The sequence below is a fragment of the Streptococcus suis genome, assembly GCF_019794615.1.
Classification (GTDB): Bacteria; Bacillota; Bacilli; order Lactobacillales; family Streptococcaceae; genus Streptococcus; species Streptococcus suis_AI.
Window position 1 is genome coordinate 1 of the sequence record NZ_JAIMDU010000018.1, and the last position, 23,354, is coordinate 23,354.

The following is a 23,354-nucleotide window of genomic DNA, read 5'->3' on the forward strand; positions in this document are numbered from 1 at the left end:
ACAGGACTTTGGAGCCTTTTTCAATATACTTTGTTATTGGGCGCTTACTCTTCATACTCTTCGAAAATCAAAATTATCCGTCGTCAAGAGCCTTGATGAGTGAAAAGCTCCGGTGGAGCTTTTCAGCCTGTTAACTTGAATCAAGATGGTAACAGAGTTCTATCTTCGACTTCGTTTCCTAGGCTAGTTTTGATTTTCATTGAGTATCACTCTTCGAAAATCAAAATTATCCGTCGTCAAGAGCCTTGATGAGTGAAAAGTTCGAGTGGAGCTTTTCAGTCTATTGCCTTGAAATAAGAAAGTAACAGTGTAATATCATCGCAGGTTTAATGATACAACCACAGTTAGTTCGCAATATTTGCAGCCTTCAAGATCTCCAAGATAGCTGAAACTAGGCTACTTTTGATTTTCATTGTGTAATACATTGATAGTTATCCTGTTGATAAATAGCCTCGCACTAATAGAAAGTGAAAAGATTATACTTTATAGAGCTCTTGATTTTTTAAGATGACTTCTTGGACAGAAGTATATTTTTTTAGTTGTTTGAGTTCATTTGAATTTGAAACAAGGGTAATAACCACTCCATCCTTACCCATTCGACCGGTTCGACCAGCCCGATGTGTATAGGCTTCTTGGTCAAAAGGAACCTCAAAATTGAGGACGCATTCTAAATTATCGATATCAATCCCACGAGCTACTAAATCTGTGGCTAGTAAGAGCTGGATCTGGTGGTCTTTAAATCGATCAATAATGACCTTTCTAAACTTGACATTGACATCAGAAGCGAGAGAAATTGCATTGGCTCCGTTGTAGTTTAGTCGTTCTTCAGTTGCACCAAGATCAGATAAGCTATTAAAGAAGACCAATGCTCGAAAATCTGGCACATTTGCAAATTTTCTCAACAAGTTTTGTCGATCACGTTTTTCAACCATCAGGTAATAGTGCTGAATATTGTCTAATTTTTGCTCCGATAAATCAATTGTTTCAACAGTAGGTGAAATCTTTTGCCGATCAAATTTAGCAGTTGCACTCATATAGATCAATTGATGATTGCGAGGAACATAGTTGATAATTTTTTCTACAAAATGATATTGAGAATCAGAGAATAGCTGATCAAATTCATCTAAGATGATGGTATTGACATTCATCATCTTTATTTTTTTTAATTTAATCAATTCAAAGACGCGACCAGGTGTACCAATTAAGATTTCTGGTCCTTTTTTTAATCGTTCAATTTGTCGTTTTTGACTGGATCCTGATAAAAATAACTGTGCTTGTAATCCGATAGTTTCGGACCAGCCTTTACACACTTCAAAAATCTGCCCAGCTAATTCTGTATTTGGAGCCAGAATCAATAATTGCTGGGATTTCTTTGGGGTAAGAGCAAGTAGGCTTGGCCAGAGGTAGGCTAGTGTCTTTCCTGTTCCAGTTGGACTGATTGCAAGTAAGTCTTTTCCTGTAAAAATCGGCTCAAATGCTTGTTGTTGAATATCAGTCAAGCTATCAAAGCCAGCTTTTTCCAGCATTTCTTGCCAAACAGAAGGGAAATTAGTTTTCATGAGTATCCGCCTTAAATGTAATTCCTGCGTCTTGACGCATCAGATAGAGGGTCCGGTGAACATCTGAAGCAACATCTAACCACTGATCTGCCAATGGGTGATTTGCCTCTTCGATGACTTGTGCAAAATGCATGGCTTCTTCAATCATGGATTGGTCCTTCGAAGCCAGAGGGAGTTGGTATTGCTCCCCATTATTTTTTGTAAAAATAGCAGAGCTGATATGCTGACAAGCGTTCAAGGTCAAAGTACCCTCGCTAGTATAGATTTCGCTAGGTAGATGACTGGTCATATTTTTTCCTGCTTGAATACCCACAGTAAAGTTTTCATAGACTAGCTGTCCAACCCCATTTAAATCAACACTAGATGGTAATTGTTGGGCGACGTAGCGAGCTGTATGTGGGGCACCGATAAGACCTATGGCGGCATAAACAGCATAGACGCCAAGATCCATGAGTGCGCCACCTGAAAAATCAGCTGAAAAGATATTCGGAGTATTTCCAGCTAGCAATTCAGGCATTTTTGAAGAATATTTGGCATAAGAAAAATGCCCACCGATAATGGATTTATCTGCCAAGAATTGTCGAATCGTCTGAAAGGATTCTTCTTGGAAGTTTCGTGCTGCTTCAAACAAGAATAGCCCTTTCTCAGAGGCAATTTGGCGTAAATCTTTAAATTCTGCTGGAGTTGATACCATTGGCTTTTCAACAATAGCGTGTTTTCCAGCCAAGAGTACGGCCTTTGCCTGCTGGTAGTGCAAGGAATTTGGACTAGCAATGTAGACAAGTTCAATTTCAGAAGATAAAAATGATGAAAAATCAGTAAATAAGTCTACCTTCTCATATGGTTTTGCAAAGGATTCAGCTGTATCATAGTTTCGAGAAAAAACAGCTCTAAATTGATATTTATTCGTTTGAAGGGCTGCTTTAATAAACTGGTGAGTGATAGGAGAAGTGCCAATTATTCCAAAATCTATCATAAAGTCTCATTTCTGTTGTGTTATTTTTTCCATTATAGCACGTTTCATGATAAAATAGTATTGAAAAAAGGGTGATAAACATGAAAAAGAAGGAGATGATAATGACTCAAAAACCAATAATTATTGGCGTAACCGGAGGATCTGGTGGGGGTAAAACAAGTGTCTCTCGTGCTATTTTGAATAATTTTCCAAATGCACGAATCTCAATGATTGAGCATGACTCTTACTATAAAAATCAGTCCCACTTAACCTTTGAAGAACGGATATTGACCAATTATGACCATCCACTAGCCTTTGATACAGACTTGATGATCTATCATTTGAGTGAATTACTGGCTGGGCGTTCAGTGGATATTCCGATATATGATTATACTCAGCATACACGGTCAGAAAGGACTTATCGTCAAGAACCTCAGGATGTATTTATTGTAGAGGGAATTTTAGTACTGGAAGACAAACGTCTTCGGGATTTAATGGACATCAAAGTATTTGTGGATACTGATGATGACATTCGTATTATCCGCCGTATCAAACGTGATATGGAGGAGCGTGGCCGTAGCTTAGATAGTATCATAGAGCAATATACATCTGTTGTAAAACCGATGTACCACCAGTTTATTGAGCCGACTAAGCGTTACGCGGATATCGTGATACCTGAAGGTGTATCTAATGTGGTAGCTATCGACTTGATTAATACTAAGGTGGAGAGTATATTAAGAGAGCGTGGTTAGAATGCCGAAGGATAGAATTTTACCTCATATTATATTAGGTATCTTGGAAACTAGTGATCAAAGAATCACTGGAAAACAGATTACGGATTTTGTTCAAAGAGACTTAGGAGAATTTTGGCAAGTGGCTCACAGCCAAGTTTACCCTGAACTCAAACGGATGACTGATGATGGGTGGATTACGTGTCATGCGGTTCCTGGTAATGAAAAAGAGAAACAGTATGAGATGACTGATAAGGGACGGGAAGTATTGGAGCAATGGTTATCCGTTCCGAATGAAACTACTCCACAACAAAAAGATGTTTTCTCATTAAAAATGTTTTTCATAGAGGATCGTGATGATCCAAGGGTGTCTGAACTTTTGACCTACCAGATTGAAGTGATTGAGAAGCACTTGAAACATTTGGAAAGTCGTAAAATGGAGTTGTTCGCTCAAAAAGATAATGAGCTTAGTCATTATGGACGATATATCATTATGACACGGGCGATTGAGCGCAATCGGACCCAATTGCAATGGTTGCAGGAAACGTTGCAAAGTCTATAAAGCGATTCATTTTTTGAGTCGTTTTTTTCTTGCTCTTCGATTTTAAATGTGATAAAGTTAGGAATAAATGTTACTGATATGGAGGGAATATGTCTGTAAAGCAGGGATTTGCATTGTTCCTAATGATTTGGAACCTGGTCGTTTTTTTGGTCTATGGACTTGACAAGGGAAAGGCTCGAAAGGGTTCTTACCGAATTTCAGAAAAGACCTTGTTGTTGATGACCTATGTTGGTGGTGGTCTAGGTGCTTGGGCTGGGGGTACCCATTTTCGTCATAAAACTCAGAAAAAGTATTTTCAACTAGCCTGGGCCGTAGGTGTCTTGATTGATGCAGTGATTATGTACTGGATGTGGAAATAGGCGAAAGCCTTTTTCTTTTACTGAAAATATGAAAGAACCCAGGAAATCGATGAAAATCACGAATCTTCCACTAAATTACCGACTATTTCTTGACAATATACTTTTTTTTTTTTTAGTATAATGATAAACGTGCCTTTTGGCATAAAAAAGAAATGTAGGCATTTCAAATGGAGGTTTATATGATGAAACGCAAAGAACGGATTAACCGAGCAAGGTTGCACAAATTAGCCAGACTAGGAATTGGATTGGCCGCTGTTACAGTTTTAGGAGGTGTAGCCTCTCCTATAGGCGACGATCTATTTAGTAACTCTTCTGTTGTCTATGCTCAACAGACCGAAGCTGTCATTCGTATAACCAATTACGATGATGCTAACAATGTAAATTTAGGTAACTATGAAAAAGTTCTCAGTCCGGGTGAGGTAGTGGTTTTGACGCCGCCATCAATTCCTGGATACACTTATGTTGGAGATAATTATTCCTTTGAGATTAGTTATGACGACCTAGTTAATACATATGGTGGACATACGCTTACAGTTAATCACTATGTTAAAGATGAAACTCCAAAACAGCCAGAACAACAAAGTCTCCCCTATACAGTTGAATGGTATTTAGATGGTCAATACTATCGTGGCTACACAATGAATATCGAGCCTGGAGAGTTACATGACCGTGGTGTTGCTGATAAAGGTAGTATTCCAATATGGAGTGATTTCGCAGATGTGGCAGAAAATAGTCCGGGGAACTATAAAATTACTTATGAGAAAGTAGCGGCTGGTGAAAACTATTATCGCTTTGACTTGGTGAGTAAGGACAAAGCAACGGTTCCGTATACCATTGAGTTAGTAGACCAAGACGGTCAAGTTCTCCAAACCATTCAACAGAGCGGAGTTGAAGGAACGGAAGTGACATTTGATTTTCCAGTAATATCAGGTTATAGAATAGGTAAGACTGAAGGATTTGAATCAGGGACGGTTGGGAAAAATGGGTCTTTTAGACTAGTTGCTAACAAGACTGTTAAGGTATACTATGACAAAGCTCCTTCTATTGACTCGTTAATTAGACCTGAACAACGTGTGGAATATCAGAATGTTTTTGATGCTTTCCATAGGACTGTCTTGAAAGCTTTTGAAGTCTATAAGAAGGAGTTGGGAGTTGATGATATTACGTATGAAGCGAATGATTTAGAGAAAATATTTGCAGACAGTAATTTATCTGTACTCCATTCGGAATTAGTATTGGTGAAACCTTTATTTGATAAACCAGTAGGCCTAGTATTGACAGATCAAGATATTATCAATGCTGTTGGTTGGACTCCTGAATACTGGGATTATCAAATCGCCTACCATAAAGAAATTACTCAGAAACTTGAAGAAGCATTGGCTAACATTGCTGCATCAAAGGCAACTACGACAGATCCAGTAGATCAACCGATTACGATTAAGGCTGTCTATACTGAGGAACAAATTGAGCCTGGTCAAAAGGTTGATGTCTTGAAAGAAATCAAGTATACACTCAAACCAGGGGAGAGTGTTGTTCTAGAACCTCTAACATTTGAAGGTTGGACATCACGAGTAGTTCAAGAAAGTCAAACAGTTACTTACGAAGGAGCTAAGGCAAGACCTAACAAAGAATACTACTTCTATTACATAGAAGAGGGGATAACACCGACAGACAAGCCAGTTACCCCTCCAACTGAAACTCCTTCAGTCGAGTCACCAGTTACCCCACCTGCTGACAGCAAGCCGACAGAGACAAGTCCAGTTACCAATCAGTCAACACAAAATCAACCAGCCCAAACAGGTGATCTTGTTTCCCAAACTGATAAGAAACCAGTCAGTCAGACTGCTCAAGAAAGTCAGTTGGTACAGCCTCAAGCCAAACAGGCAAGTGTCAAACCTCAACAAGAGACAGCACAACAGGCTAAGAGTTTACCGGCAACAGGTGAGGCAGGCTCAATTTTGGGCTTGGCTGGCCTAGGATTTACAGGGCTATCTGGTATTCACTATGCTCTTCGACCACGGAAACGTGAACGTTCTACTAGAAAATAAATAAGTTATTGATTGAAAGAACCACTTATAACGAACAGTATAAAACGTATATACTGCTCAGCTAAGGCGGTTCTTTTTCGCAAGCCTTATTTTTGACTTCCTTCTGTTACCTGCTCTCAATCTGTGCTATAATAATTCCATGAATACAAAAGAAAAAATTTCAAACTATCAATTATTGTTGGCCCAATTGGAGGCTCTTTTAGAGGGAGAAACCAATGCTTTAGCCAATCTATCAAATGCTTCTGCGTTGCTCAATCAAGCTCTACCAAACTCTGTCTTTACAGGATTTTACTTGTATGATGGTAGTGAATTGATTTTGGGGCCTTTTCAGGGTGGCGTTTCCTGTGTTCATATTGCACTTGGAAAAGGAGTCTGCGGTGAGTCAGCTTCTAAGCGCCAGACGATTATCGTAGAGGATGTTCGTTTGCATGACAATTATATTTCCTGCGATGCGACAGCTCTTTCGGAAATTGTGGTGCCAATGGTGAAAAACGACCAATTATTGGGTGTTTTGGATTTGGATTCGAGGTTGGTCGCTGATTACGATACCATTGACCAGGAATACCTTGAGCAGTTCGTTGCGCTCTTAGTGGAGAAGACGGACTGGAATTTTGCTATGTTTGGAGAAAAACGCTAATGTACCAAGCTTTATATAGGAAGTACCGAAGCCAGACCTTTGGGGAGATGGTGGGGCAGGAGGTGGTTGCGACCACGCTCAAACAGGCCATTGAACAGGGGAAAATCAGTCATGCCTATCTCTTTTCAGGTCCTCGTGGTACGGGTAAGACATCGGCAGCTAAGATTTTTGCCAAGGCCATGAACTGTCCTAATCAGGTTGGAGGCGAGCCTTGTAACGATTGTTATATCTGTCAGGCTATTACGGAAGGTAGCCTGGAAGATGTGATTGAGATTGATGCTGCTTCCAACAATGGTGTGGATGAAATTCGTGATATTCGTGATAAATCGACCTATGCACCTAGTCTTGCGACCTATAAGGTCTATATCATCGACGAGGTCCACATGCTGTCTACTGGTGCCTTCAACGCCCTCTTGAAGACCTTGGAAGAGCCAACTGAAAATGTGGTCTTTATTCTAGCAACGACGGAATTGCACAAAATTCCTGCCACCATTCTGTCAAGGGTGCAACGATTTGAATTTAAGTCCATCAAGGTGACGGACATTCAGGAGCACTTGGCTGCAATTTTGACCAAGGAAGGGCTAATCTTTGACGAGCAGGCTCTGACGATCATTGCGCGCCGGGCAGAAGGGGGGATGCGGGATGCCCTATCCATTTTGGATCAGGCTCTCAGCCTTAGTCAGGACCAGCAAGTGACCTTGGAAATTGCTGAGGAAATTACGGGTTCTATCAGCTTGCGTGCCTTGGATGACTATGTGGCAAGTCTGCGTCAAGGGGATAGTGTCACAGCTCTCCAGCATCTACAAACCTTGTTTGACCAAGGAAAGAGTATGAGCCGTTTTGCGACAGATCTTTTGCACTATTTGAGAGATGTCCTTATCGTGCAGACGGGTGGTGAGGATACGCATTTAACAACAGGTTTTTCAGAAAATCTAGCTCTTGAGCAGGCACGGATTTTTACCATGATTGAGATGGTGACCAGGGCTTTGGCGGACATCAAGTCCAGTCCTCAACCGAAGATTTACGCTGAAATGATGACCATTCGTTTGGTTGAAGATAGTTCTCCTTCGGGGGCAATGGCAGAGCTGCCAGCTGATTTACTGGGTCAACTAGCCAGTCTGCAACAACAAGTTGCGGATTTACAGAAACAACTAGGTCAATTATCTAGTCAACCAAGTGCTGTTAAGCCAGTTTCACGCAAGCCGCAGGCTCCGAAGAAGTACCGATTGGATACCAGCAAGGTTCATGCTATTTTGCAGGAAGCTATGGAAAATCCAACCTTGGCGCGTGAAAATTTGACGCGTTTACAAAATGCATGGGGGGAAATCATCGAGAGCTTATCTGGAGCAGATCAGGCTTTGCTAGTCGGTTCACAACCTGTAGCTGCCAATGAAAACCATGCCATATTAGCTTTTGATTCCCCGCTGAATGCTGAACAGACCATGAAGCGTGACAATCTCAATACCATGTTTGGAAATATTCTCAGCAAGGCAGCTGGTTTTTCACCACAGATTTTAGCCATTGCTCAAGAGGATTGGATTAGCATTCGAGCAGAATTTTCGGCTAAGGCAAAAGGGCAAAAAACACAAGAAATCGAAACAGAAAACAGCCCAGTTCCAGAAAAATTTGGATTTCTGGCCGACGCAGTTGAAATTCGAAATGATTGAGCGCTTGGTTTGACCACTTCTACAGCAATATCGGTCTCTGGACGGATGCGCAATCTGTTTGGATGATTTATACTATGACTAATCCTAAATATTTTTCATAATCTCCTTACAAAAGCACCAGACATTCTGGTGTTTTTGTTTTTGCAGCGCCATAATTTTACATAGAAAGCATATAAAAAATCAGCCGAAGGACTGATTTTTTGGTATAATCTATCTTATGAAACTTTCTCAATTTCTTTTTTTAGCCATTACGACAATATTAGCAGTATACTTTATGAATGCCTCTATTTTGACAGGCGATTATTTAATAGCTGGAATTTATGCTTATATTGGCTATCGAAACCTCCATTTTGCTTATAAAGTAACGAAATTTATTCAACTGGTTGAGAAGCAGTCCAGGAAGTAAGACTGATTTCCCCGCTAGAGATTGTCTTTGCTTTTCCATTCTCTAGTTGAATCACTAAATTTCCTGTATCGGTAACGGCGATTGCTCTGCCTTTAAATTCAATCTGATTTTCTACAAAGCTCACTTGTTGACCGACAACAAGTGATTTTTCTTTGTAAAGTGTGATTAATTCATGTTCATCTGTTTCAAGAAATGCTTTCCAGATGGCTATGATGAGTTGATTGCGGGTAAAGGGTGGTTGTTCCTCAAATAGGTTGCCTGCAGTATGGTGTAGTTCTTTTGGAAAATCGTCAATATGAACATTGATGCCGACACCGATAATGACGTCAGTTACTGTTTGACTTTCCATCGAAGAAATTGCTTCGGTTAATATTCCAGCCACTTTTTTGCGTCCAAGATAGATGTCGTTGACCCATTTGATTTGAACATCCAAGTCGCAGAGGGACTGGATGGCTTTTACCACAGCAGCCGCAGCTAATATAGTGTAGGGTTTGAATGCAAGAAATGGGACATTGGGCGATAGACGAAGTGACATATAAATACCACCAGATTTTGAGGCGTAAAATGGTCGACCGAATCGTCCTTTGGCTTTGTTTTGGTGTGGTGCAAGGTAGAGGGCTGGGCTACTATGTCCTAGTTCAATCCCTTGCTTAGCATCCAGTTGGGTGGAGTCACTGCTTCCATTGAGATGGACTGGTAGGTTAAGTTCCTGTGCAATCAATTCAGGTAAGAGTAAGTCACCTTCAGCCAGTTTATAGCCACGGTTTCGGGCTGCTTCAATGGTTAAACCGAGGGTTTCTAATTGGCGAATAGCCTTCCATATGGATGTTCGTGAAATGCCTAGCTCCTGAGCCATGTCTTCACCGCTGATGTAGTCCTCTTTTTCTTTCAAAAGAAGATAGATTTTTTGATAGGTTTTCATAACTTCATTATAGCAAAAAAATCGCTTAAAACGTGATATAATAGATTACAAATAAGGAGGTTTTCATGAAGACACTTGATTACATTGTGACATTGACTCAAACTCCGTCACCAACTGGCTATACGACGGATATTATGAACTACATCAAATCAGAGGTTGAAGGTTTCGGTTATGAGGCGACTAAAACACCAAAAGGTGGTGTTTTGGTAACGGTACCGGGGAATAATGATGAGGAGCACCGTATTTTGACAGCTCACCTGGATACATTGGGTGCTATGGTTCGGGCAATCAAACCAGATGGTCGTCTAAAAATGGATTTGGTGGGTGGTTTTGGTTATCCTTCCATTGAAGGTGAAAACTGCTTGATACATTGTGCTAAAAATGGTAAGACCTTCACAGGTACCATCCTTATGCATCAAACGTCTGTCCATGTCTATCGTGATGCTAGTACAGCAGAGCGCAACCAGACCAATATGGAAATACGGTTGGACGAAAAAGTGACCACTGCAGATGAAGTGCGTGCCTTGGGTATTGAAGTTGGTGATTTTATTTCCTTCGATCCAAGAACAATTGTGACAGAAACTGGGTTTATTAAGAGCCGCCATTTGGATGATAAGGTTTCTGCAGCTATTTTGATTCATTTGTTGAAGGTTTATAAAGAAGATGGGATTGTTTTACCTTATACCACTCATTTTTATTTTTCAAATAACGAAGAGATTGGTTATGGTGCTAATTCAAGTTTACCAGATCGGGTTGTGGAGTATCTGGCTGTGGATATGGGAGCGATGGGTGATGACCAGCAGACGGACGAGTACACGGTTTCGATTTGTGTAAAAGATGCTTCAGGTCCTTATCACTATGAACTTCGTCAGCATTTAGTTTCTCTTGCTGAGAGAGAGGCAATTCCATATAAGCTGGATATCTATCCTTACTATGGTTCGGATGCATCGGCTGCTATGCATGCGGGTGCAGATGTTAAGCATGCCTTACTGGGAGCAGGCATTGAGTCTAGTCACTCATATGAACGAACTCATTTGGATTCAGTTGATGCGACTGAGCGGATGGTAGATGCTTATTTGAAATCGTCAATGGTAGACTAATATGAATGAAACCCGTTTTTTAGAGTTATTTAATGACCTGGATAAGGTTTTAAGGAAGGTCTGTGGTTTAGCAGATGGAGACTATGCGGACGTTGGTTCGATGTTAACAAAAGCTAAAGAATTAAGCCCCCATAATCCCATTGAGGCAAACTGGGACAAACTGTATGTTGCCCGTCAGTTACGGAATTTAATGGTTCATGAAAAACGAACAGGACTGAAAGAGGTGGCTCAGCCGTCACAAGAATTGATTGATGTGTTGGAAAAAGTTATTTCCCAATACCAAGAGCCAGTTACCATTGCTCGTTATCTACAAAGGACACAAAAAATCAAACCAATTGTTTTTGATGGTCAGGATAAATTAATAAAGGCTTTAGAAATTGTAGATCGTCAGCATTTTTCTAAGTTTCCGATTTTTTCGGGAAGAGCCTATCAAGGTTTGGTTTCTGACAAGGGCCTGACCAATTGGTTAGCCAAAGCCAGTAAAGAGGCTGGTTCTATTCGTGAGAAATTGGTGGAAGCCAGTTTAGCAGATGTTCTTGTTTTTGAAGAAGATAGCATCCAGGTTATCGTTCTCCCTTCCTCAGAAACACTTTATCGAGTGATCAATTATTTTGAGGGCCGTAAGCGTACGACCATTCTTGTGAGTCGTCAAAAGAGTGGGAAAATAGATTCTCCAGAGGATGTCATTGGTATCATTACAGCCCAAGATTTAGCTGAAATTTATGGAATGGTGGATTAGGAGGTCTTATGTCAACAAATCGTTTAGCTTGGGATGAGTATTTTGCGGCACAAGCACTTTTGATTGCAAATCGGGCGACCTGTAAGAGAGCCAAGGTCGGTGCAGTTTTGGTTAAGGACAATAAGGTTATCGCAACAGGCTATAATGGGTCTGTTTCAGGAACTGAACATTGTTTGGATCAGGAATGTCTCATGATTGATGGTCATTGCGCTAGAACCCTGCATGCGGAAGTCAATGCCATTTTACAAGGAGCGGAGCGGGGGATTCCAAAAGGTTTTACTGCCTATGTGACCCATTTTCCATGTCTCAACTGTTCCAAACAATTGCTTCAAGTAGGTTGCAAGCGGGTGGTCTACATTAATGAATACCGTATGGATGACTATGCGCGGTATTTATATAATGAAAAAGGGTGTGAGCTTGTTCATCTACCGTTAGAGGTGGTGAAACAGGCGATTGCTGATGCAGAGTTTATTTAGACATTAGGGTGATTGTTTGTACAATCACCTCTTTATTTTTTAGAAAATGCTAGGATAGATACTGAATGTATGCTATACTAGAAACGTTATTAAGTCCCGAAAAGGTAGTTATCAGACTAGTTAATTTTCGCAGACATAATTGGAAATTATTGCTTTCTCGTTATGTATCTGGAAATTTTCCTTTGCTCAAGACAAAAGTCTTTCGCAAATAACTAGTCTCCGACTAGTTATTGATTGCTATTTTAAAAAAGGAGGAAGTTATCAGAGTATGGTAACTTCTTTTTTATTTTTCAATAAAGAACTGCACATACAGGAAGAACTATGATATACTAGAAACGTTATTAAGTCCCGAAAAGGTAGTTATCAGACTAGTTAATTTTCGTAGATATACTTGGAAGTTATTGCTTTCTCGTTATGTATCTGGAAATTTTCCTTTGCTCAAGACAAAAGTCTTTCGCAAAGAACTAGTCGGAGACTAGTTCTTTGTAACCTTGATAACAATTTATTTTAAGGGGGACATTTTTATGTCAGAACGTAAATTGTTTACGTCTGAATCTGTTTCGGAAGGTCATCCGGATAAGATTGCAGACCAGATTTCAGATGCGATTTTGGATGCTATTTTAGCACAAGATCCTGAGGCGCACGTGGCGGCTGAGACGGCTGTTTACACTGGTAGTGTTCATGTGTTTGGAGAAATTTCTACCACTGCCTATGTAGATATTAATCGTGTAGTACGTGATACGATTGCGGAGATTGGCTACACCAAAGGGGAATACGGTTTCGCTGCAGAATCAGTAGGAGTTCATCCTTCACTTGTAGAGCAGTCTCCAGATATTGCGCAAGGTGTTAATGAAGCCTTGGAGGCTCGTCAAGATGCTAGTCTAGATCCATTAGATTTAATTGGTGCAGGTGACCAGGGGCTCATGTTTGGTTTTGCGGTTGATGAAACTCCTGAACTTATGCCATTGCCAATTTCACTTAGTCACAAATTGGTGCGTCGTTTGGCCGAGTTGAGAAAATCTGGTGAAATTGCTTATCTCCGTCCAGATGCTAAGTCACAGGTAACAGTTGAATACGATGAAGACAATCAACCTGTTCGTGTGGATACAGTCGTTATTTCGACCCAGCATGATCCAGAAGTTAGCCAGGAGCAAATTCGTCAGGATGTCATTGAACGTGTGATCAAGGAAATCATTCCAGCTCAATATTTGGATGACCAAACCAACTACTTTATAAACCCAACTGGCCGTTTTGTTATTGGTGGACCTCAAGGGGACTCTGGTTTGACAGGTCGTAAGATTATCGTTGATACCTATGGTGGTTATTCTCGTCATGGCGGTGGTGCCTTCTCTGGTAAGGATGCGACAAAAGTGGACCGTTCTGCATCTTATGCGGCACGCTACATCGCAAAAAATATCGTCGCAGCTGGTTTGGCTAAAAAGGCGGAAGTTCAATTGGCTTACGCTATCGGTGTTGCTCATCCAGTTTCTGTTCGTATTGATACATTTGGTACAAGTACAGTGGCTGAGAGCAAATTAGAAGCAGCTGTTCGTCAGATTTTCGACTTGCGCCCAGCAGGTATTATTCAAATGTTGGACCTCAAACGTCCGATTTACAAGCAAACTGCAGCCTATGGTCACATGGGACGTACGGATATTGATGTTCCATGGGAGAGATTGGATAAGGTAGAAGAGTTGAAAGCAGCTGTTTTGTAGGTACATATTTATTGTTTGGATGAGGAAATTTATGAAAGCCTTACTTGTTTTTGCACATCCGAGAAAAGAAAGTTTTACCCACGCCCTCGTTCATAGAGTAACAGAGGCTTTGGTAGCAAATGGAGCAGAAGTAACTGTCCGAGATTTGTATGAATTGGCTTTTGATCCAGTTCTTCGAGGAGAAGATACTATTCACATTGAAAATGGAAAATTTGTACGAGAAGCAACTAGTTTTCCGCCAGATGTCCAAACAGAAATGGATCTGATTGCAGAGAGTGATTTGCTTGTTTATATTTTTCCAAGTTGGTGGAATGGTATGCCTGCGATAATGAAGGGTTATGTAGACCGTGTATTTCAGCACGGATTTGCTTATAGTTTTGAATCCGATGAGCCTCGCAAGCTCTTCTCAACAAAGAAAGCTATTTTCTTTACTCCTACAGGGCAACCACAAAATGCGGATGGAAGTCTGACACCGATAGATCAGGCAATGAAATTTCTAACTTCAGATTGGCTCTTCAACAGTAATGATGCACAAGTCATTGATCATGTTTTTTATGGTCGAGTGCCTTATTTGACGAGTGAGGAATTAGAAGTTTATCTGAAGGATGCAGAAGAGAGGATACATAATGTGTTTTTGAAATAAACAGGTATTCTTATCAAATAGTATATAAATATAAAGGACTTGTCTAGAAGGCAAGCCTTTTTAAACACTCAATAACTAGCTTTTTCATAAACTTTGTGTTAGAATGAAACGTATGCCTTTTTATACGTATAACAATCAATTGTAGCTACAACTTTCTTTCAGTGAATATTGAATTTTATAGGAAGTTTGAAATCTTAACTGAATTGATTCTGTTGGTCAGTAGGCAAATTAAGAAAGTGAATATTAGTATGAGAAAAATTGTAATTAATGGTGGAAAAGTACTGAAAGGCTCAGTTACTGTTAGTGGAGCAAAAAATTCAGTAGTTGCCTTAATTCCAGCCATAATTCTTGCGGACGATATTGTTACTTTGGATGGAGTACCTGCCATTTCCGATGTAGATAGTCTAGTCGATATTATGGAAACAATGGGTGCGATTGTAAAGCGCGATGGTGAGACACTTGAGATTGACCCTCGTGGTGTAAAAGACATGCCTATGCCGTTTGGCAAAATTAATAGTTTGCGTGCATCCTACTATTTTTACGGTTCCCTCCTTGGTCGCTTTGGTCAAGCTGTTGTTGGCTTGCCAGGTGGTTGTGATCTGGGACCGCGTCCGATTGATTTGCACTTGAAAGCATTCGCGGCGATGGGTGCTGAGACTACGTATGAAGGTGACTACATGCGTTTGGCAACTAATGGTCAGCGTATTCAAGGGGCACATATCTTCATGGATGTTGTCAGCGTCGGTGCGACAATTAATACTATCTTAGCAGCTGTCAAAGCAGAAGGCCGTACAGTTATTGAAAATGCGGCGCGTGAACCTGAAATCATTGACGTGGCAACCTTATTGAATAATATGGGAGCTCGAATTCGTGGTGCAGGTACGGATATCATCACAATTGATGGTGTAGAGTATCTAAAAGGAACTCGTCACCAAGTCATTCCAGACCGTATTGAAGCAGGGACTTATATCGCCTTAGCTGCTGCAGTTGGTGAAGGAATTACAGTAGATAATGTCCTTTACGAACATTTGGAGAGCTATATCGCTAAGTTGGAAGAAATGGGTGTTCGCATGACCATTTCTGAAGACAGTATTTTTGTTGAAAAGCAAGAGAAATTGAAGGCGGTAAGTGTGAAAACTTCACCTTATCCAGGTTTTGCGACAGACTTGCAGCAACCCATCACACCTTTATTGCTTAAGGCAGAAGGGACTGGTACGATTGTTGATACGATTTATGAAAAACGTGTTGGACATGTGCAGGAATTGGCTAATCTTGGAGCAAGAATTTCAACGCGCAGTAATCATATCGCCTTTGAAGGACCAAACCAATTGACAGGTACCTCAGTCAAAGCCACAGATTTACGCGCTGGTGCCGCAATGGTTATCGCTGGTTTAATGGCTCAAGGGCGTACAGAAATTACAAACATTGAGTTTATTCTACGGGGATATTCAAATATTATTGAAAAATTAACAGAACTTGGTGCAGACATTCAGTTGATTGAGGACTAGTTGATTTAGTAGGGAGTTATATCCTTAAATAGTAACTAATAATAAAACAAACTGGGGCTGGGAGCAATTCTTAGCCCCTTGGGTACACTATGACACTTTGGATACAGTTAGCTAAATTTGCATGTTTTGAAACGGATCGTTTGTATTTAAGACCATTTTCTTTTGAAGATGGAGAAAGTTTCTATGAAATTGTATCAAATCCCGAAAATCTTCCTTTTATCTTTCCAGCTTTGGAGGACAGAAATATTGCTTTTTCGACAATGGTTGAAAAATTTATCCGTTCGCCGTTAGGAAATTGGGCAATAGTGGATAAAATTTCTGGTCGAATGATTGGTGCGCTTTGTTTTGAGAAGTTGGAGGAACGTCAACTTTCTGCGGAGCTCAGCTATTTCCTAAAAAAAGACTACTGGGGTCAAGGACTCATGACGGAAGCGGTGCGGACTTTAGTCTATCTAGCTTTTTACGAGTTTGGCATGAGAGAATTGACGATTGTCACCCATGAGGAAAATGTGGCCAGTCAAAGGGTGGCTAGAAAAGCTGGTTTTGTGCAAATTAACCACTATCGTGGAAGTGACCGTTATAGTCATAGAATGAGAAATTACTTGAAATTTAGCTTGAAGAAGGCAGATTTTAATTTAGAAATGTATGAGGACAATCAATGATTACAATTAAATCACAACGTGAAATTGATGCGATGAGCCGAGCCGGGGAAGTTTTGTCTGGTATTCATATCGGTTTGCGTGAGATAATCAAGCCTGGCGTGGACATGTGGGAAGTCGAAGAATATGTCCGTAAAACGTGTAAGGAAAAGAATGTCTTGCCACTCCAAATTGGTGTTGATGGAGAATTGATGGATTATCCTTATGCGACTTGTTGTGGATTGAATGATGAAGTGGCTCATGCTTTCCCACGTCACTATAAGCTTAGAGAAGGTGACTTGTTGAAAGTTGACATGGTTCTTAGTGAGCCTCTGGACAAGTCTGTTATGGATGTGTCTAAACTCAATTTTAATGATGTTAAGGCCATGAAGAAAATCACTCAGACCTACCGTGGTGGATGTGCAGATTCCTGCTGGGCGTACGCTGTTGGTCAAGTCTCAGAAGAAGTTCAAAACTTGATGGACGTGACCAAGGAGTGTTTGTATCGTGGGATAGAGCAAGCAGTTGTTGGTAATCGTATCGGTGATATTGGTGCCGCTATTCAAGAATATGCTGAAGGTCTTGGATATGGTGTTGTTCGTGACTTAGTGGGTCACGGCGTTGGACCAACCTTCCATGAAGAGCCAATGGTTCCTCATTATGGGACCAAAGGTCGTGGACTTCGTTTGCGTGAGGGCATGGTCTTGACAATCGAGCCCATGATTAATACCGGAACTTGGGAAATTGATACAGATATGAAGACTGGCTGGGCTCATAAAACACTTGATGGTGGTTTGTCTTGTCAATATGAGCACCAATTTGTGATTACAAAAGATGGTCCACTTATCTTGACTAGTCAAGGTGAAGAAGGAACTTATTAATACTCTTTGAAAATCAAAAGCCGACGTTGTTGACTTGATGTGATGAGTGAAAGTCTCCAGTGTAGCCTTTCAGCCTGTTACCTTGAAATTCAATAGTAACAGGGTTCTGTCTGCATCAGAGCGAAACGAACTACGTTCGCCTATTTCCAACCTCCAAAGGTTCAGGGAACCTTTGGAGCAAGTCTGATTTTGATTTTCATTGAGTATAAATCAATTATAGAAGGAAGTATGAGGTTGAATGAATGAGGAAAGTCAAAAAACTAGAAGGACTGAAAACATTCTTTTCAACCTTTTTTTCCTATTATAAATCGGCGGAAATTGAGATAACGAGTGTGGCGGTAGCTTATTATCTTCTGATTTCCATTTTTCCGATTCTGTTGACCTTAGCCAATTTATTGCCTTATTTTCCTTTTGATGTTGATGCGATTCTATCAGTATTAGCAGAATTTATTCCTGAAAAAATCTATCCGACTGTTTCAAATTTTGTGACCAATATTCTAACTAAACCCTCAAGTTCTTGGTTAGGTATTGCTATTCTTACGACTTTATGGACCCTTTCAAATAGTATGATGATTTTACAAAAGGCTGTTAACAAGGCATATGGTATGGAAAATCATCGTGATGTCATTGTTGGTCGGCTAGTAGGTATCTTTTTGGGGATTGGTTTGCAAATAATCATAGGATTGAGCATAGTGAGTGTGACATTTGGTCAAGCCATTTTTTCTTATTTAGATAAATATTTTAATCTTGAAAATGGTTGGTTGGATATTTTTTTAGGACAAACACAACCGATTGCCTACCTAGCACTGTTTGCGGCACTGATTATGTTCTATTATTTTTTGCCAAATGTTCGAATACCTAAAATTTGGTATGTTTTCCCTGGGGCTGGTTTTGTTCTATTTATTATGGCAACAACTGGGAAGTTGTTTTCGCTATATTTGGATAACTATGCAAATAAATTATTAGATTTTCGTTCGGCAACAGCAGTAATATTTCTTGTATTTATGGTCTGGTTTATTTTTATGGCCCAGATTCTAATCATAGGTGCAGTCGTTAATGCAAGTGTTCATAAATTAAAATTAGGTGATATCCAGTCAAGAGACGGAGATATTGTTTCAATCTTTAAGCGAGCTAAAGCAAAATATAAAAAAACGAGTAACCCCTAGTTGGAGGGTACTCGTTTTTTATAGGTAGTTTGACAGTCGCATATTCTTTTCTTCATTTCTTACTGTTAAATACAAACAGTTTACTCAAAACATAATTGAGTACAATCACTAAGACTTGTGAGAAGAGTGTTGCGATGGCATTGACAAGGGAAAGGTCATTGTTTACAAATTGACCGATAATACCTGGGAAAGCCTGTACTAAGAAAAATGCCAAAAGCATATCTAGTCCCATAGTAACAAGTCTGGCAGATACAAACTTAAGAAGTCTTTTTTCCCATCCCCTAGATTCTTGCCGAAAGACGATTTGGTCATTTGTAATAAATGCAAATAATATGGCGATAACATTGGCAAGAAAAGCAACGACGACCACTTGATTGAGAAAGGCAAATAATAGGATACGGGCGACCATATACACTAAGGTTGTAGTGACACCAAAAATTAAATAAAGGATAACTTCGTTCTGGAGTGTTTTTTTCATTATATTTTTCATACGTCAAGTCTATCATTTTTTAATAAAATATGCTATACTTATCAACGTTGTTGACAGTTATGTGCAACAACCCTTGGGGCTTACTCACTTTACCCAAGCATATTACAAGCATTTTGCTAAAGGAGAATCAGGATGAATACATCTAAATGGTCCGCCCGTGATTTGGCGGAAGTTGCTCTTGTTGCTGCAATTTATATTGCACTAACTGTTACCCCACCTTTAAATGCCATTTCGTTTGGTGCTGTACAGTTCCGAATTTCAGAAATGTTGAATTTTTTAGGTTTTTATCATAAAAAATATATTCTTGCTGTGACGATTGGATGTATGATTTCCAATCTGATGGTATATGGGGTTGTAGATCTACTGGTTGGTGGACTCTCTACCTTACTCTTTGTAAGTATCGGTGTCCTTTTGTTTGAACGCTATAAAAAAGAATATCTTTTTAATGGCTGGATGAACAAAGCATTTTTCTATTTTTCATTTTTCTTTGCTGCAACGATGTTTACTATTGCATTAGAACTAAACATCATGTATCAAGCACCGTTCTTCTTGACTTGGCTAACAACAGGTTTAGGTGAATTGTTATCCCTGTTAATTGGGGCAGTTGTTATTGAATCAGTGATGAAACGTATTCCAGGATACACACGCTTATAATAAAAAAACAATCCGAGCTATGATTGCTTGGATTGTTTTCTATTTAGAGAATTATTTTTCTAAAAGCCCCAATCGGTTTAATTCATGATCAATAGTCATAAGCACAGTTTCTAAATCTTCTGGATTGTTTACAAAATCGAACTGGTTTCCATCAATTCGGATTTTAGGAGAAGCTTTATAATCTTGGTACCAACTTGGATAGGCAGAATGGACCTGTTTATAATACTCAAGAAGTTCAGGATTTGCCGTTACCTGTTCATAGGAGCGACCACGCAGCTGGATTCGACTCAACATGGTTTCAAGAGATACATCGATGTAAACCAATAAATCTGGAGATTTCTTAGGCATCCCTTCTAGTTCCTCTAGCATATTTGCTAATAATTCTTTATAGATTTCTAGCTCCATTTTTGTGACATTACCATTTTGATAATTAAGAGTTAGAAACAACTCATCCTCAAAAATAGAACGATCTAGAATATTATTATCTGCTCGGTAGGCCTCTTTAATGGATTGGAATCGTTTGTTTAAAAAATATATCTGTAATAAAAATGCGTATTTCTCAGGATCTTGGTAGTACAAGTCCAAAACAGGATTTTGATCAACGGCTTCATAAAAAACATCGGTTCCAAGATGTTCTCCGAGAGCTGTAGCTAATGAGCTTTTTCCTGCTCCAATCGTTCCGGCTAATACAATCAACATAATGCTCCTCTCTTTTTCTAACGTTCTCATTGTATAAAAATATGGTATGGTTTTCAAGAATTAGACACGAATCCATTCAAAAAAAATTCCCCCCAAAATTTCTAGTAGGTGTCATAAACCTGAGGTAAAAGAGAATTTTAAAGCTCCTTTTTTCTGTTGTCAACCAAGGCCGATTTCGTGCTATAATAGTGTTTATGGAAGAAAAATATTTGAAAATTGCCCAAGAATTGGGCGTTAGTTTAAAACAAATTGATACAGTCTTGACGCTCACTGCAGAGGGAAATACCATTCCTTTTATTGCCCGCTATCGTAAGGAAGCAACAGGAAATCTCGACGAAGTGGTCATCAAATCGATTATTGATCGTGACAAGGCATTAACGGCTCTGGCTGAGCGTAAGGCAACGGTTCTAGCAAAGATTGAAGAACAAGGGAAATTAACCGATCAGCTCCGTCAAGCGATTGAAGAAGCAGAAAAGTTAGCGGATGTGGAAGAACTGTATTTACCTTATAAAGAAAAACGTCGCACAAAGGCTACAATAGCTCGTGAAGCTGGATTATTCCCACTAGCACGTCTTATTTTACAGAACGTAGCAGATCTGGAAAATCAAGCAGCTCATTTTGTTTGTGAAGGTTTTGATACGGCTGAAGCTTGTCTTGTAGGTGCGGTTGATATTCTTGTAGAAGCCATTTCGGAAGATCCAAAGCTCCGTGCATGGACCTATCATGAAATTCAAACAAATTCGAGTCTCTATTCTGAATTAAAAGACCAAGCTGCTGATGAAAAGTTTGTGTTCCAAATGTATTACGATTTTTCTGAAAAAGTTGCGAAAATGCAGGGTTATCGTACCTTAGCTTTGAATCGTGGAGAAAAAGTGGGCGTTCTTAAAGTTCATTTTGAACACAATTTGGATAAGATAATTCGTTTCTTTGAAGTTCGTTTTCCGCAGAAAAATGCTTATATAGCAGATGCAATCAATCAGGCAGTTAAGAAAAAAATTATCCCAGCAATGGAGCGTCGCGTTCGGACAGAGTTGACAGAAAGTGCAGAAGAAGGGGCGATTGCTCTCTTTTCAGACAATCTTCGGAACTTGCTTCTCGTTCCACCATTAAAAGGAAAAATGGTCTTGGGTTTCGACCCTGCCTTTCGTACTGGTGCTAAGTTAGCTGTCGTAGATCAGACTGGTAAGCTACTGACGACACAAGTGATTCATCCAGTCAAGCCAGCTTCTCAGGCCCAGATTGCTCAGGCAAAGGAAGAGTTGGCCAACTTAATTGGTCAATACCAGGTGGAAATTATTGCTATCGGGAATGGGACGGCTAGCCGAGAATCGGAAGCCTTCGTTGCTGATTTGTTGAAAGATTTTCCGACGGTTTCTTACGTGATTGTTAATGAAAGTGGAGCTTCTGTCTACTCCGCATCTGAACTGGCTCGAACTGAATTTCCAGACCTAACGGTAGAAAAACGCTCTGCTATTTCCATCGCACGCCGTCTGCAAGACCCATTGGCTGAGTTGGTTAAAATTGATCCAAAATCGATTGGTGTTGGACAGTATCAACATGATGTCAATCAAAAACTTTTGTCTGACAGTCTAGATTTTGTCGTTGATACAGTTGTTAACCAGGTCGGGGTCAATGTCAATACTGCAAGTCCTGCCCTCCTTTCGCATGTGGCTGGTCTCAATAAAACTATTTCAGAAAATATTGTCAAGTATCGTGAAGAAAATGGTGCTCTGGCTTCTCGTCAACAGCTTAAAAAAGTTCCTCGCTTGGGAGATAAGGCTTTTGAACAGGCAGCTGGTTTCTTGCGTATTCCAGATGGAACAAACTTTTTAGACAATACTGGTGTGCACCCAGAGTCATATAAGGCTGTAGAGATGTTGTTGAAACTGCTAGAAATTGACCACTTAGATGTTGCTTCGCAGGAAAAATTAAAACAAATTTCTATTGCAGGGATGGCGGAGGAAATTGGTGTCGGTCAGGAAACGTTGAAAGATATTATCGCTGACTTGCTCAAGCCTGGGCGTGATTTACGTGATGAATTTGCAGCGCCAGTTCTTCGTCAAGATGTTCTTGATTTTAAGGATTTGCAAATTGGTCAGAAGTTGGAAGGTGTGGTCCGGAATGTGGTAGACTTTGGTGCTTTCGTGGACATTGGTATTCACGAAGATGGGCTGATTCATATATCAAACATGAGTAAGAATTTCATCAAGCATCCAAGTCAAGTTGTATCTGTTGGTGATTTGGTGACAGTTTGGGTTCATAAACTTGATCAGCAACGTGAGAAGGTTAATTTGACCTTGGTGGCTCCCCGTGAATCTCACTGAGTATGTTCAGCAGGTATCTCTAGAGGACTTTGGTAAAGAATTTCGACATGTAGCTCTTTGGAATAGCCGATTACGGTCGACAGGTGGTCGTTTTTTTCCTAAAGATGGCCACTTGGACTTTAATCCCAAGCATTTGGAGGAGCAAGGTTTAGAAGTCTTTCGGAAGATTGTCCGCCATGAGCTCTGCCATTACCATCTTTACTATGAGAAGAAAGGTTATCGGCATGGAGATACGGATTTCAAGAAACTGCTGGCTGCGGTGGACGGCCTGCGCTATGCTCCTAAACTGGAACAAGCTACCAAGCCTAGTCTGCTTTATATCTGTCAGTCCTGTGGACAAGTCTACCAGCGCAAGCGCCGCATTGACCTAAAAAAATACCGATGTGGGAAGTGTCACGGAAAGCTCGTTTTGAAACAATAGAGAATCAGTCCTTGGGCTGATTTTTTTGTTGGGAAATATGGTATACTAGTATGG

At 40.1% G+C, this 23,354-nt stretch carries 24 protein-coding genes and 1 riboswitch; of the genes, 19 read left to right on the top strand and 5 right to left on the bottom strand.

The genetic code is table 11. From position 1 onward, the window contains the following. Positions 1-476: 476 nt before the first annotated feature. Positions 477-1,559 (bottom strand): DEAD/DEAH box helicase, encoded by a 1,083-nt coding sequence (locus tag K6V43_RS06260; RefSeq protein WP_222382279.1) that lies wholly within the window; start codon positions 1,557-1,559, stop codon positions 477-479. Then, positions 1,549-2,535, bottom strand: coding sequence for a Gfo/Idh/MocA family protein (locus tag K6V43_RS06265; protein ID WP_222382280.1), 987 nt, complete (start codon positions 2,533-2,535; stop codon positions 1,549-1,551). The genes K6V43_RS06260 and K6V43_RS06265 overlap by 11 nt, the downstream gene beginning before the upstream one ends. 101 nt (positions 2,536-2,636) lie before the next feature. Here K6V43_RS06265 and udk point away from each other — a divergent pair, with 101 nt between their 5' ends. The 7 genes from udk (at position 2,637) to K6V43_RS06300 (ending at position 8,924) form a co-directional block, all read left to right on the top strand. After that, positions 2,637-3,266, top strand: coding sequence for a uridine kinase (udk, locus tag K6V43_RS06270; RefSeq protein ID WP_024403701.1), 630 nt, complete (start codon positions 2,637-2,639; stop codon positions 3,264-3,266). A 1-nt stretch (position 3,267) separates the two neighbouring features. After that, the gene (locus K6V43_RS06275; RefSeq protein WP_222382281.1) at positions 3,268-3,807 is read left to right on the top strand and encodes a PadR family transcriptional regulator; all 540 of its coding nucleotides are present in this window, start codon (positions 3,268-3,270) and stop codon (positions 3,805-3,807) included. Positions 3,808-3,896: 89 nt separating this feature from the next. Then, positions 3,897-4,166, top strand: coding sequence for a DUF1294 domain-containing protein (locus tag K6V43_RS06280; RefSeq protein WP_222382282.1), 270 nt, complete (start codon positions 3,897-3,899; stop codon positions 4,164-4,166). 179 nt (positions 4,167-4,345) lie between these two features. After that, positions 4,346-6,214 carry a hypothetical protein gene (locus tag K6V43_RS06285; protein WP_222382283.1) on the top strand — a complete coding sequence of 623 codons (1,869 nt, stop codon included), beginning with the start codon at positions 4,346-4,348 and terminating at the stop codon, positions 6,212-6,214. A 139-nt stretch (positions 6,215-6,353) separates the two neighbouring features. After that, on the top strand, positions 6,354-6,851 hold the full coding sequence (locus K6V43_RS06290) for a GAF domain-containing protein (RefSeq protein WP_222382284.1): 498 nt from the start codon (positions 6,354-6,356) through the stop codon (positions 6,849-6,851). Then, positions 6,851-8,518, top strand: a complete 1,668-nt coding sequence (gene dnaX, locus K6V43_RS06295) for a DNA polymerase III subunit gamma/tau (RefSeq protein ID WP_222382285.1) — start codon at positions 6,851-6,853, stop codon at positions 8,516-8,518. Before K6V43_RS06290 ends, dnaX begins: the two co-directional genes overlap by 1 nt. Positions 8,519-8,792: 274 nt before the next feature. After that, on the top strand, positions 8,793-8,924 hold the full coding sequence (locus K6V43_RS06300; protein WP_238596740.1) for a DUF3272 family protein: 132 nt from the start codon (positions 8,793-8,795) through the stop codon (positions 8,922-8,924). On the opposite strand, the gene birA is transcribed toward K6V43_RS06300, so the two are convergent. After that, positions 8,890-9,846, bottom strand: a complete 957-nt coding sequence (birA, locus tag K6V43_RS06305; RefSeq protein WP_105126183.1) for a bifunctional biotin--[acetyl-CoA-carboxylase] ligase/biotin operon repressor BirA — start codon at positions 9,844-9,846, stop codon at positions 8,890-8,892. The two genes, K6V43_RS06300 and birA, sit on opposite strands and share 35 nt — an antisense overlap. Before the next feature lie 65 nt (positions 9,847-9,911). On the opposite strand from birA, the gene K6V43_RS06310 reads away from it, so the two are divergent. The 9 genes from K6V43_RS06310 (at position 9,912) to K6V43_RS06350 (ending at position 18,712) form a co-directional block, all read left to right on the top strand. Continuing rightward, a complete protein-coding gene (locus tag K6V43_RS06310; protein WP_222382286.1) occupies positions 9,912-10,946 on the top strand; it encodes a M42 family metallopeptidase in 1,035 nt (344 codons plus the stop codon). A 1-nt stretch (position 10,947) separates the two neighbouring features. Further along, a complete protein-coding gene (locus K6V43_RS06315; RefSeq protein WP_222382287.1) occupies positions 10,948-11,685 on the top strand; it encodes a hypothetical protein in 738 nt (245 codons plus the stop codon). 8 nt (positions 11,686-11,693) lie between these two features. Next, the gene (locus K6V43_RS06320) at positions 11,694-12,161 is read left to right on the top strand and encodes a deoxycytidylate deaminase (protein WP_024403694.1); all 468 of its coding nucleotides are present in this window, start codon (positions 11,694-11,696) and stop codon (positions 12,159-12,161) included. A 524-nt stretch (positions 12,162-12,685) separates the two neighbouring features. Continuing rightward, the gene (gene metK / locus K6V43_RS06325; RefSeq protein ID WP_222382288.1) at positions 12,686-13,876 is read left to right on the top strand and encodes a methionine adenosyltransferase; all 1,191 of its coding nucleotides are present in this window, start codon (positions 12,686-12,688) and stop codon (positions 13,874-13,876) included. Between the two features lie 31 nt (positions 13,877-13,907). After that, a complete protein-coding gene (locus tag K6V43_RS06330; RefSeq protein ID WP_222382289.1) occupies positions 13,908-14,519 on the top strand; it encodes an NAD(P)H-dependent oxidoreductase in 612 nt (203 codons plus the stop codon). A 248-nt stretch (positions 14,520-14,767) separates the two neighbouring features. Beyond that, positions 14,768-16,027, top strand: coding sequence for a UDP-N-acetylglucosamine 1-carboxyvinyltransferase (gene murA / locus K6V43_RS06335; RefSeq protein ID WP_172019002.1), 1,260 nt, complete (start codon positions 14,768-14,770; stop codon positions 16,025-16,027). A gap of 89 nt (positions 16,028-16,116) precedes the next feature. Beyond that, positions 16,117-16,689 carry a GNAT family N-acetyltransferase gene (locus K6V43_RS06340; RefSeq protein ID WP_222382290.1) on the top strand — a complete coding sequence of 191 codons (573 nt, stop codon included), beginning with the start codon at positions 16,117-16,119 and terminating at the stop codon, positions 16,687-16,689. Beyond that, positions 16,686-17,546 (top strand): methionyl aminopeptidase, encoded by an 861-nt coding sequence (locus tag K6V43_RS06345; RefSeq protein WP_222382291.1) that lies wholly within the window; start codon positions 16,686-16,688, stop codon positions 17,544-17,546. Before K6V43_RS06340 ends, K6V43_RS06345 begins: the two co-directional genes overlap by 4 nt. Before the next feature lie 242 nt (positions 17,547-17,788). Next, on the top strand, positions 17,789-18,712 hold the full coding sequence (locus tag K6V43_RS06350; protein ID WP_222382292.1) for a YihY/virulence factor BrkB family protein: 924 nt from the start codon (positions 17,789-17,791) through the stop codon (positions 18,710-18,712). 52 nt (positions 18,713-18,764) lie between these two features. On the opposite strand, the gene K6V43_RS06355 is transcribed toward K6V43_RS06350, so the two are convergent. Further along, entirely contained in the window at positions 18,765-19,202 is a 438-nt protein-coding gene (locus tag K6V43_RS06355) for a GtrA family protein (protein WP_222382293.1), read from the bottom strand. Positions 19,203-19,230: 28 nt separating this feature from the next. Continuing rightward, a riboswitch (PreQ1 riboswitch) is annotated at positions 19,231-19,337 on the top strand. On the opposite strand from K6V43_RS06355, the gene K6V43_RS06360 reads away from it, so the two are divergent. Beyond that, complete coding sequence (locus K6V43_RS06360) at positions 19,335-19,856, top strand: QueT transporter family protein (protein ID WP_024392496.1); 522 nt, start codon at positions 19,335-19,337, stop codon at positions 19,854-19,856. (Overlaps the previous riboswitch by 3 nt.) 51 nt (positions 19,857-19,907) lie before the next feature. Here the strand turns inward: K6V43_RS06360 and K6V43_RS06365 are convergent, their stop codons facing one another. Next, on the bottom strand, positions 19,908-20,555 hold the full coding sequence (locus K6V43_RS06365; RefSeq protein ID WP_024392497.1) for a deoxynucleoside kinase: 648 nt from the start codon (positions 20,553-20,555) through the stop codon (positions 19,908-19,910). 194 nt (positions 20,556-20,749) lie between these two features. Here K6V43_RS06365 and K6V43_RS06370 point away from each other — a divergent pair, with 194 nt between their 5' ends. Both K6V43_RS06370 and K6V43_RS06375 read left to right on the top strand, forming a co-directional pair. After that, complete coding sequence (locus K6V43_RS06370; protein WP_222382294.1) at positions 20,750-22,879, top strand: Tex family protein; 2,130 nt, start codon at positions 20,750-20,752, stop codon at positions 22,877-22,879. Beyond that, entirely contained in the window at positions 22,866-23,300 is a 435-nt protein-coding gene (locus tag K6V43_RS06375; protein ID WP_222382295.1) for a SprT family protein, read from the top strand. The genes K6V43_RS06370 and K6V43_RS06375 overlap by 14 nt, the downstream gene beginning before the upstream one ends. Positions 23,301-23,354 lie beyond the last annotated feature (54 nt).

Coding starts and splice junctions, on each gene's coding strand:
- K6V43_RS06290 (WP_222382284.1), top strand. CDS start 6,354: ATGAATACAAAAGAAAAAATTTCAAACTATCAATTATTGTTGGCCCAA.
- K6V43_RS06320 (WP_024403694.1), top strand. CDS start 11,694: ATGTCAACAAATCGTTTAGCTTGGGATGAGTATTTTGCGGCACAAGCA.
- K6V43_RS06260 (WP_222382279.1), bottom strand. CDS start 1,559: ATGAAAACTAATTTCCCTTCTGTTTGGCAAGAAATGCTGGAAAAAGCT.
- K6V43_RS06355 (WP_222382293.1), bottom strand. CDS start 19,202: ATGAAAAATATAATGAAAAAAACACTCCAGAACGAAGTTATCCTTTAT.
- K6V43_RS06360 (WP_024392496.1), top strand. CDS start 19,335: ATGAATACATCTAAATGGTCCGCCCGTGATTTGGCGGAAGTTGCTCTT.
- K6V43_RS06265 (WP_222382280.1), bottom strand. CDS start 2,535: ATGATAGATTTTGGAATAATTGGCACTTCTCCTATCACTCACCAGTTT.
- K6V43_RS06330 (WP_222382289.1), top strand. CDS start 13,908: ATGAAAGCCTTACTTGTTTTTGCACATCCGAGAAAAGAAAGTTTTACC.
- K6V43_RS06275 (WP_222382281.1), top strand. CDS start 3,268: ATGCCGAAGGATAGAATTTTACCTCATATTATATTAGGTATCTTGGAA.
- K6V43_RS06280 (WP_222382282.1), top strand. CDS start 3,897: ATGTCTGTAAAGCAGGGATTTGCATTGTTCCTAATGATTTGGAACCTG.
- K6V43_RS06285 (WP_222382283.1), top strand. CDS start 4,346: ATGATGAAACGCAAAGAACGGATTAACCGAGCAAGGTTGCACAAATTA.
- K6V43_RS06365 (WP_024392497.1), bottom strand. CDS start 20,555: ATGTTGATTGTATTAGCCGGAACGATTGGAGCAGGAAAAAGCTCATTA.
- K6V43_RS06315 (WP_222382287.1), top strand. CDS start 10,948: ATGAATGAAACCCGTTTTTTAGAGTTATTTAATGACCTGGATAAGGTT.
- K6V43_RS06300 (WP_238596740.1), top strand. CDS start 8,793: ATGAATGCCTCTATTTTGACAGGCGATTATTTAATAGCTGGAATTTAT.
- K6V43_RS06350 (WP_222382292.1), top strand. CDS start 17,789: ATGAGGAAAGTCAAAAAACTAGAAGGACTGAAAACATTCTTTTCAACC.
- K6V43_RS06345 (WP_222382291.1), top strand. CDS start 16,686: ATGATTACAATTAAATCACAACGTGAAATTGATGCGATGAGCCGAGCC.
- metK (WP_222382288.1), top strand. CDS start 12,686: ATGTCAGAACGTAAATTGTTTACGTCTGAATCTGTTTCGGAAGGTCAT.
- birA (WP_105126183.1), bottom strand. CDS start 9,846: ATGAAAACCTATCAAAAAATCTATCTTCTTTTGAAAGAAAAAGAGGAC.
- murA (WP_172019002.1), top strand. CDS start 14,768: ATGAGAAAAATTGTAATTAATGGTGGAAAAGTACTGAAAGGCTCAGTT.
- udk (WP_024403701.1), top strand. CDS start 2,637: ATGACTCAAAAACCAATAATTATTGGCGTAACCGGAGGATCTGGTGGG.
- K6V43_RS06340 (WP_222382290.1), top strand. CDS start 16,117: ATGACACTTTGGATACAGTTAGCTAAATTTGCATGTTTTGAAACGGAT.
- dnaX (WP_222382285.1), top strand. CDS start 6,851: ATGTACCAAGCTTTATATAGGAAGTACCGAAGCCAGACCTTTGGGGAG.
- K6V43_RS06370 (WP_222382294.1), top strand. CDS start 20,750: ATGGAAGAAAAATATTTGAAAATTGCCCAAGAATTGGGCGTTAGTTTA.
- K6V43_RS06310 (WP_222382286.1), top strand. CDS start 9,912: ATGAAGACACTTGATTACATTGTGACATTGACTCAAACTCCGTCACCA.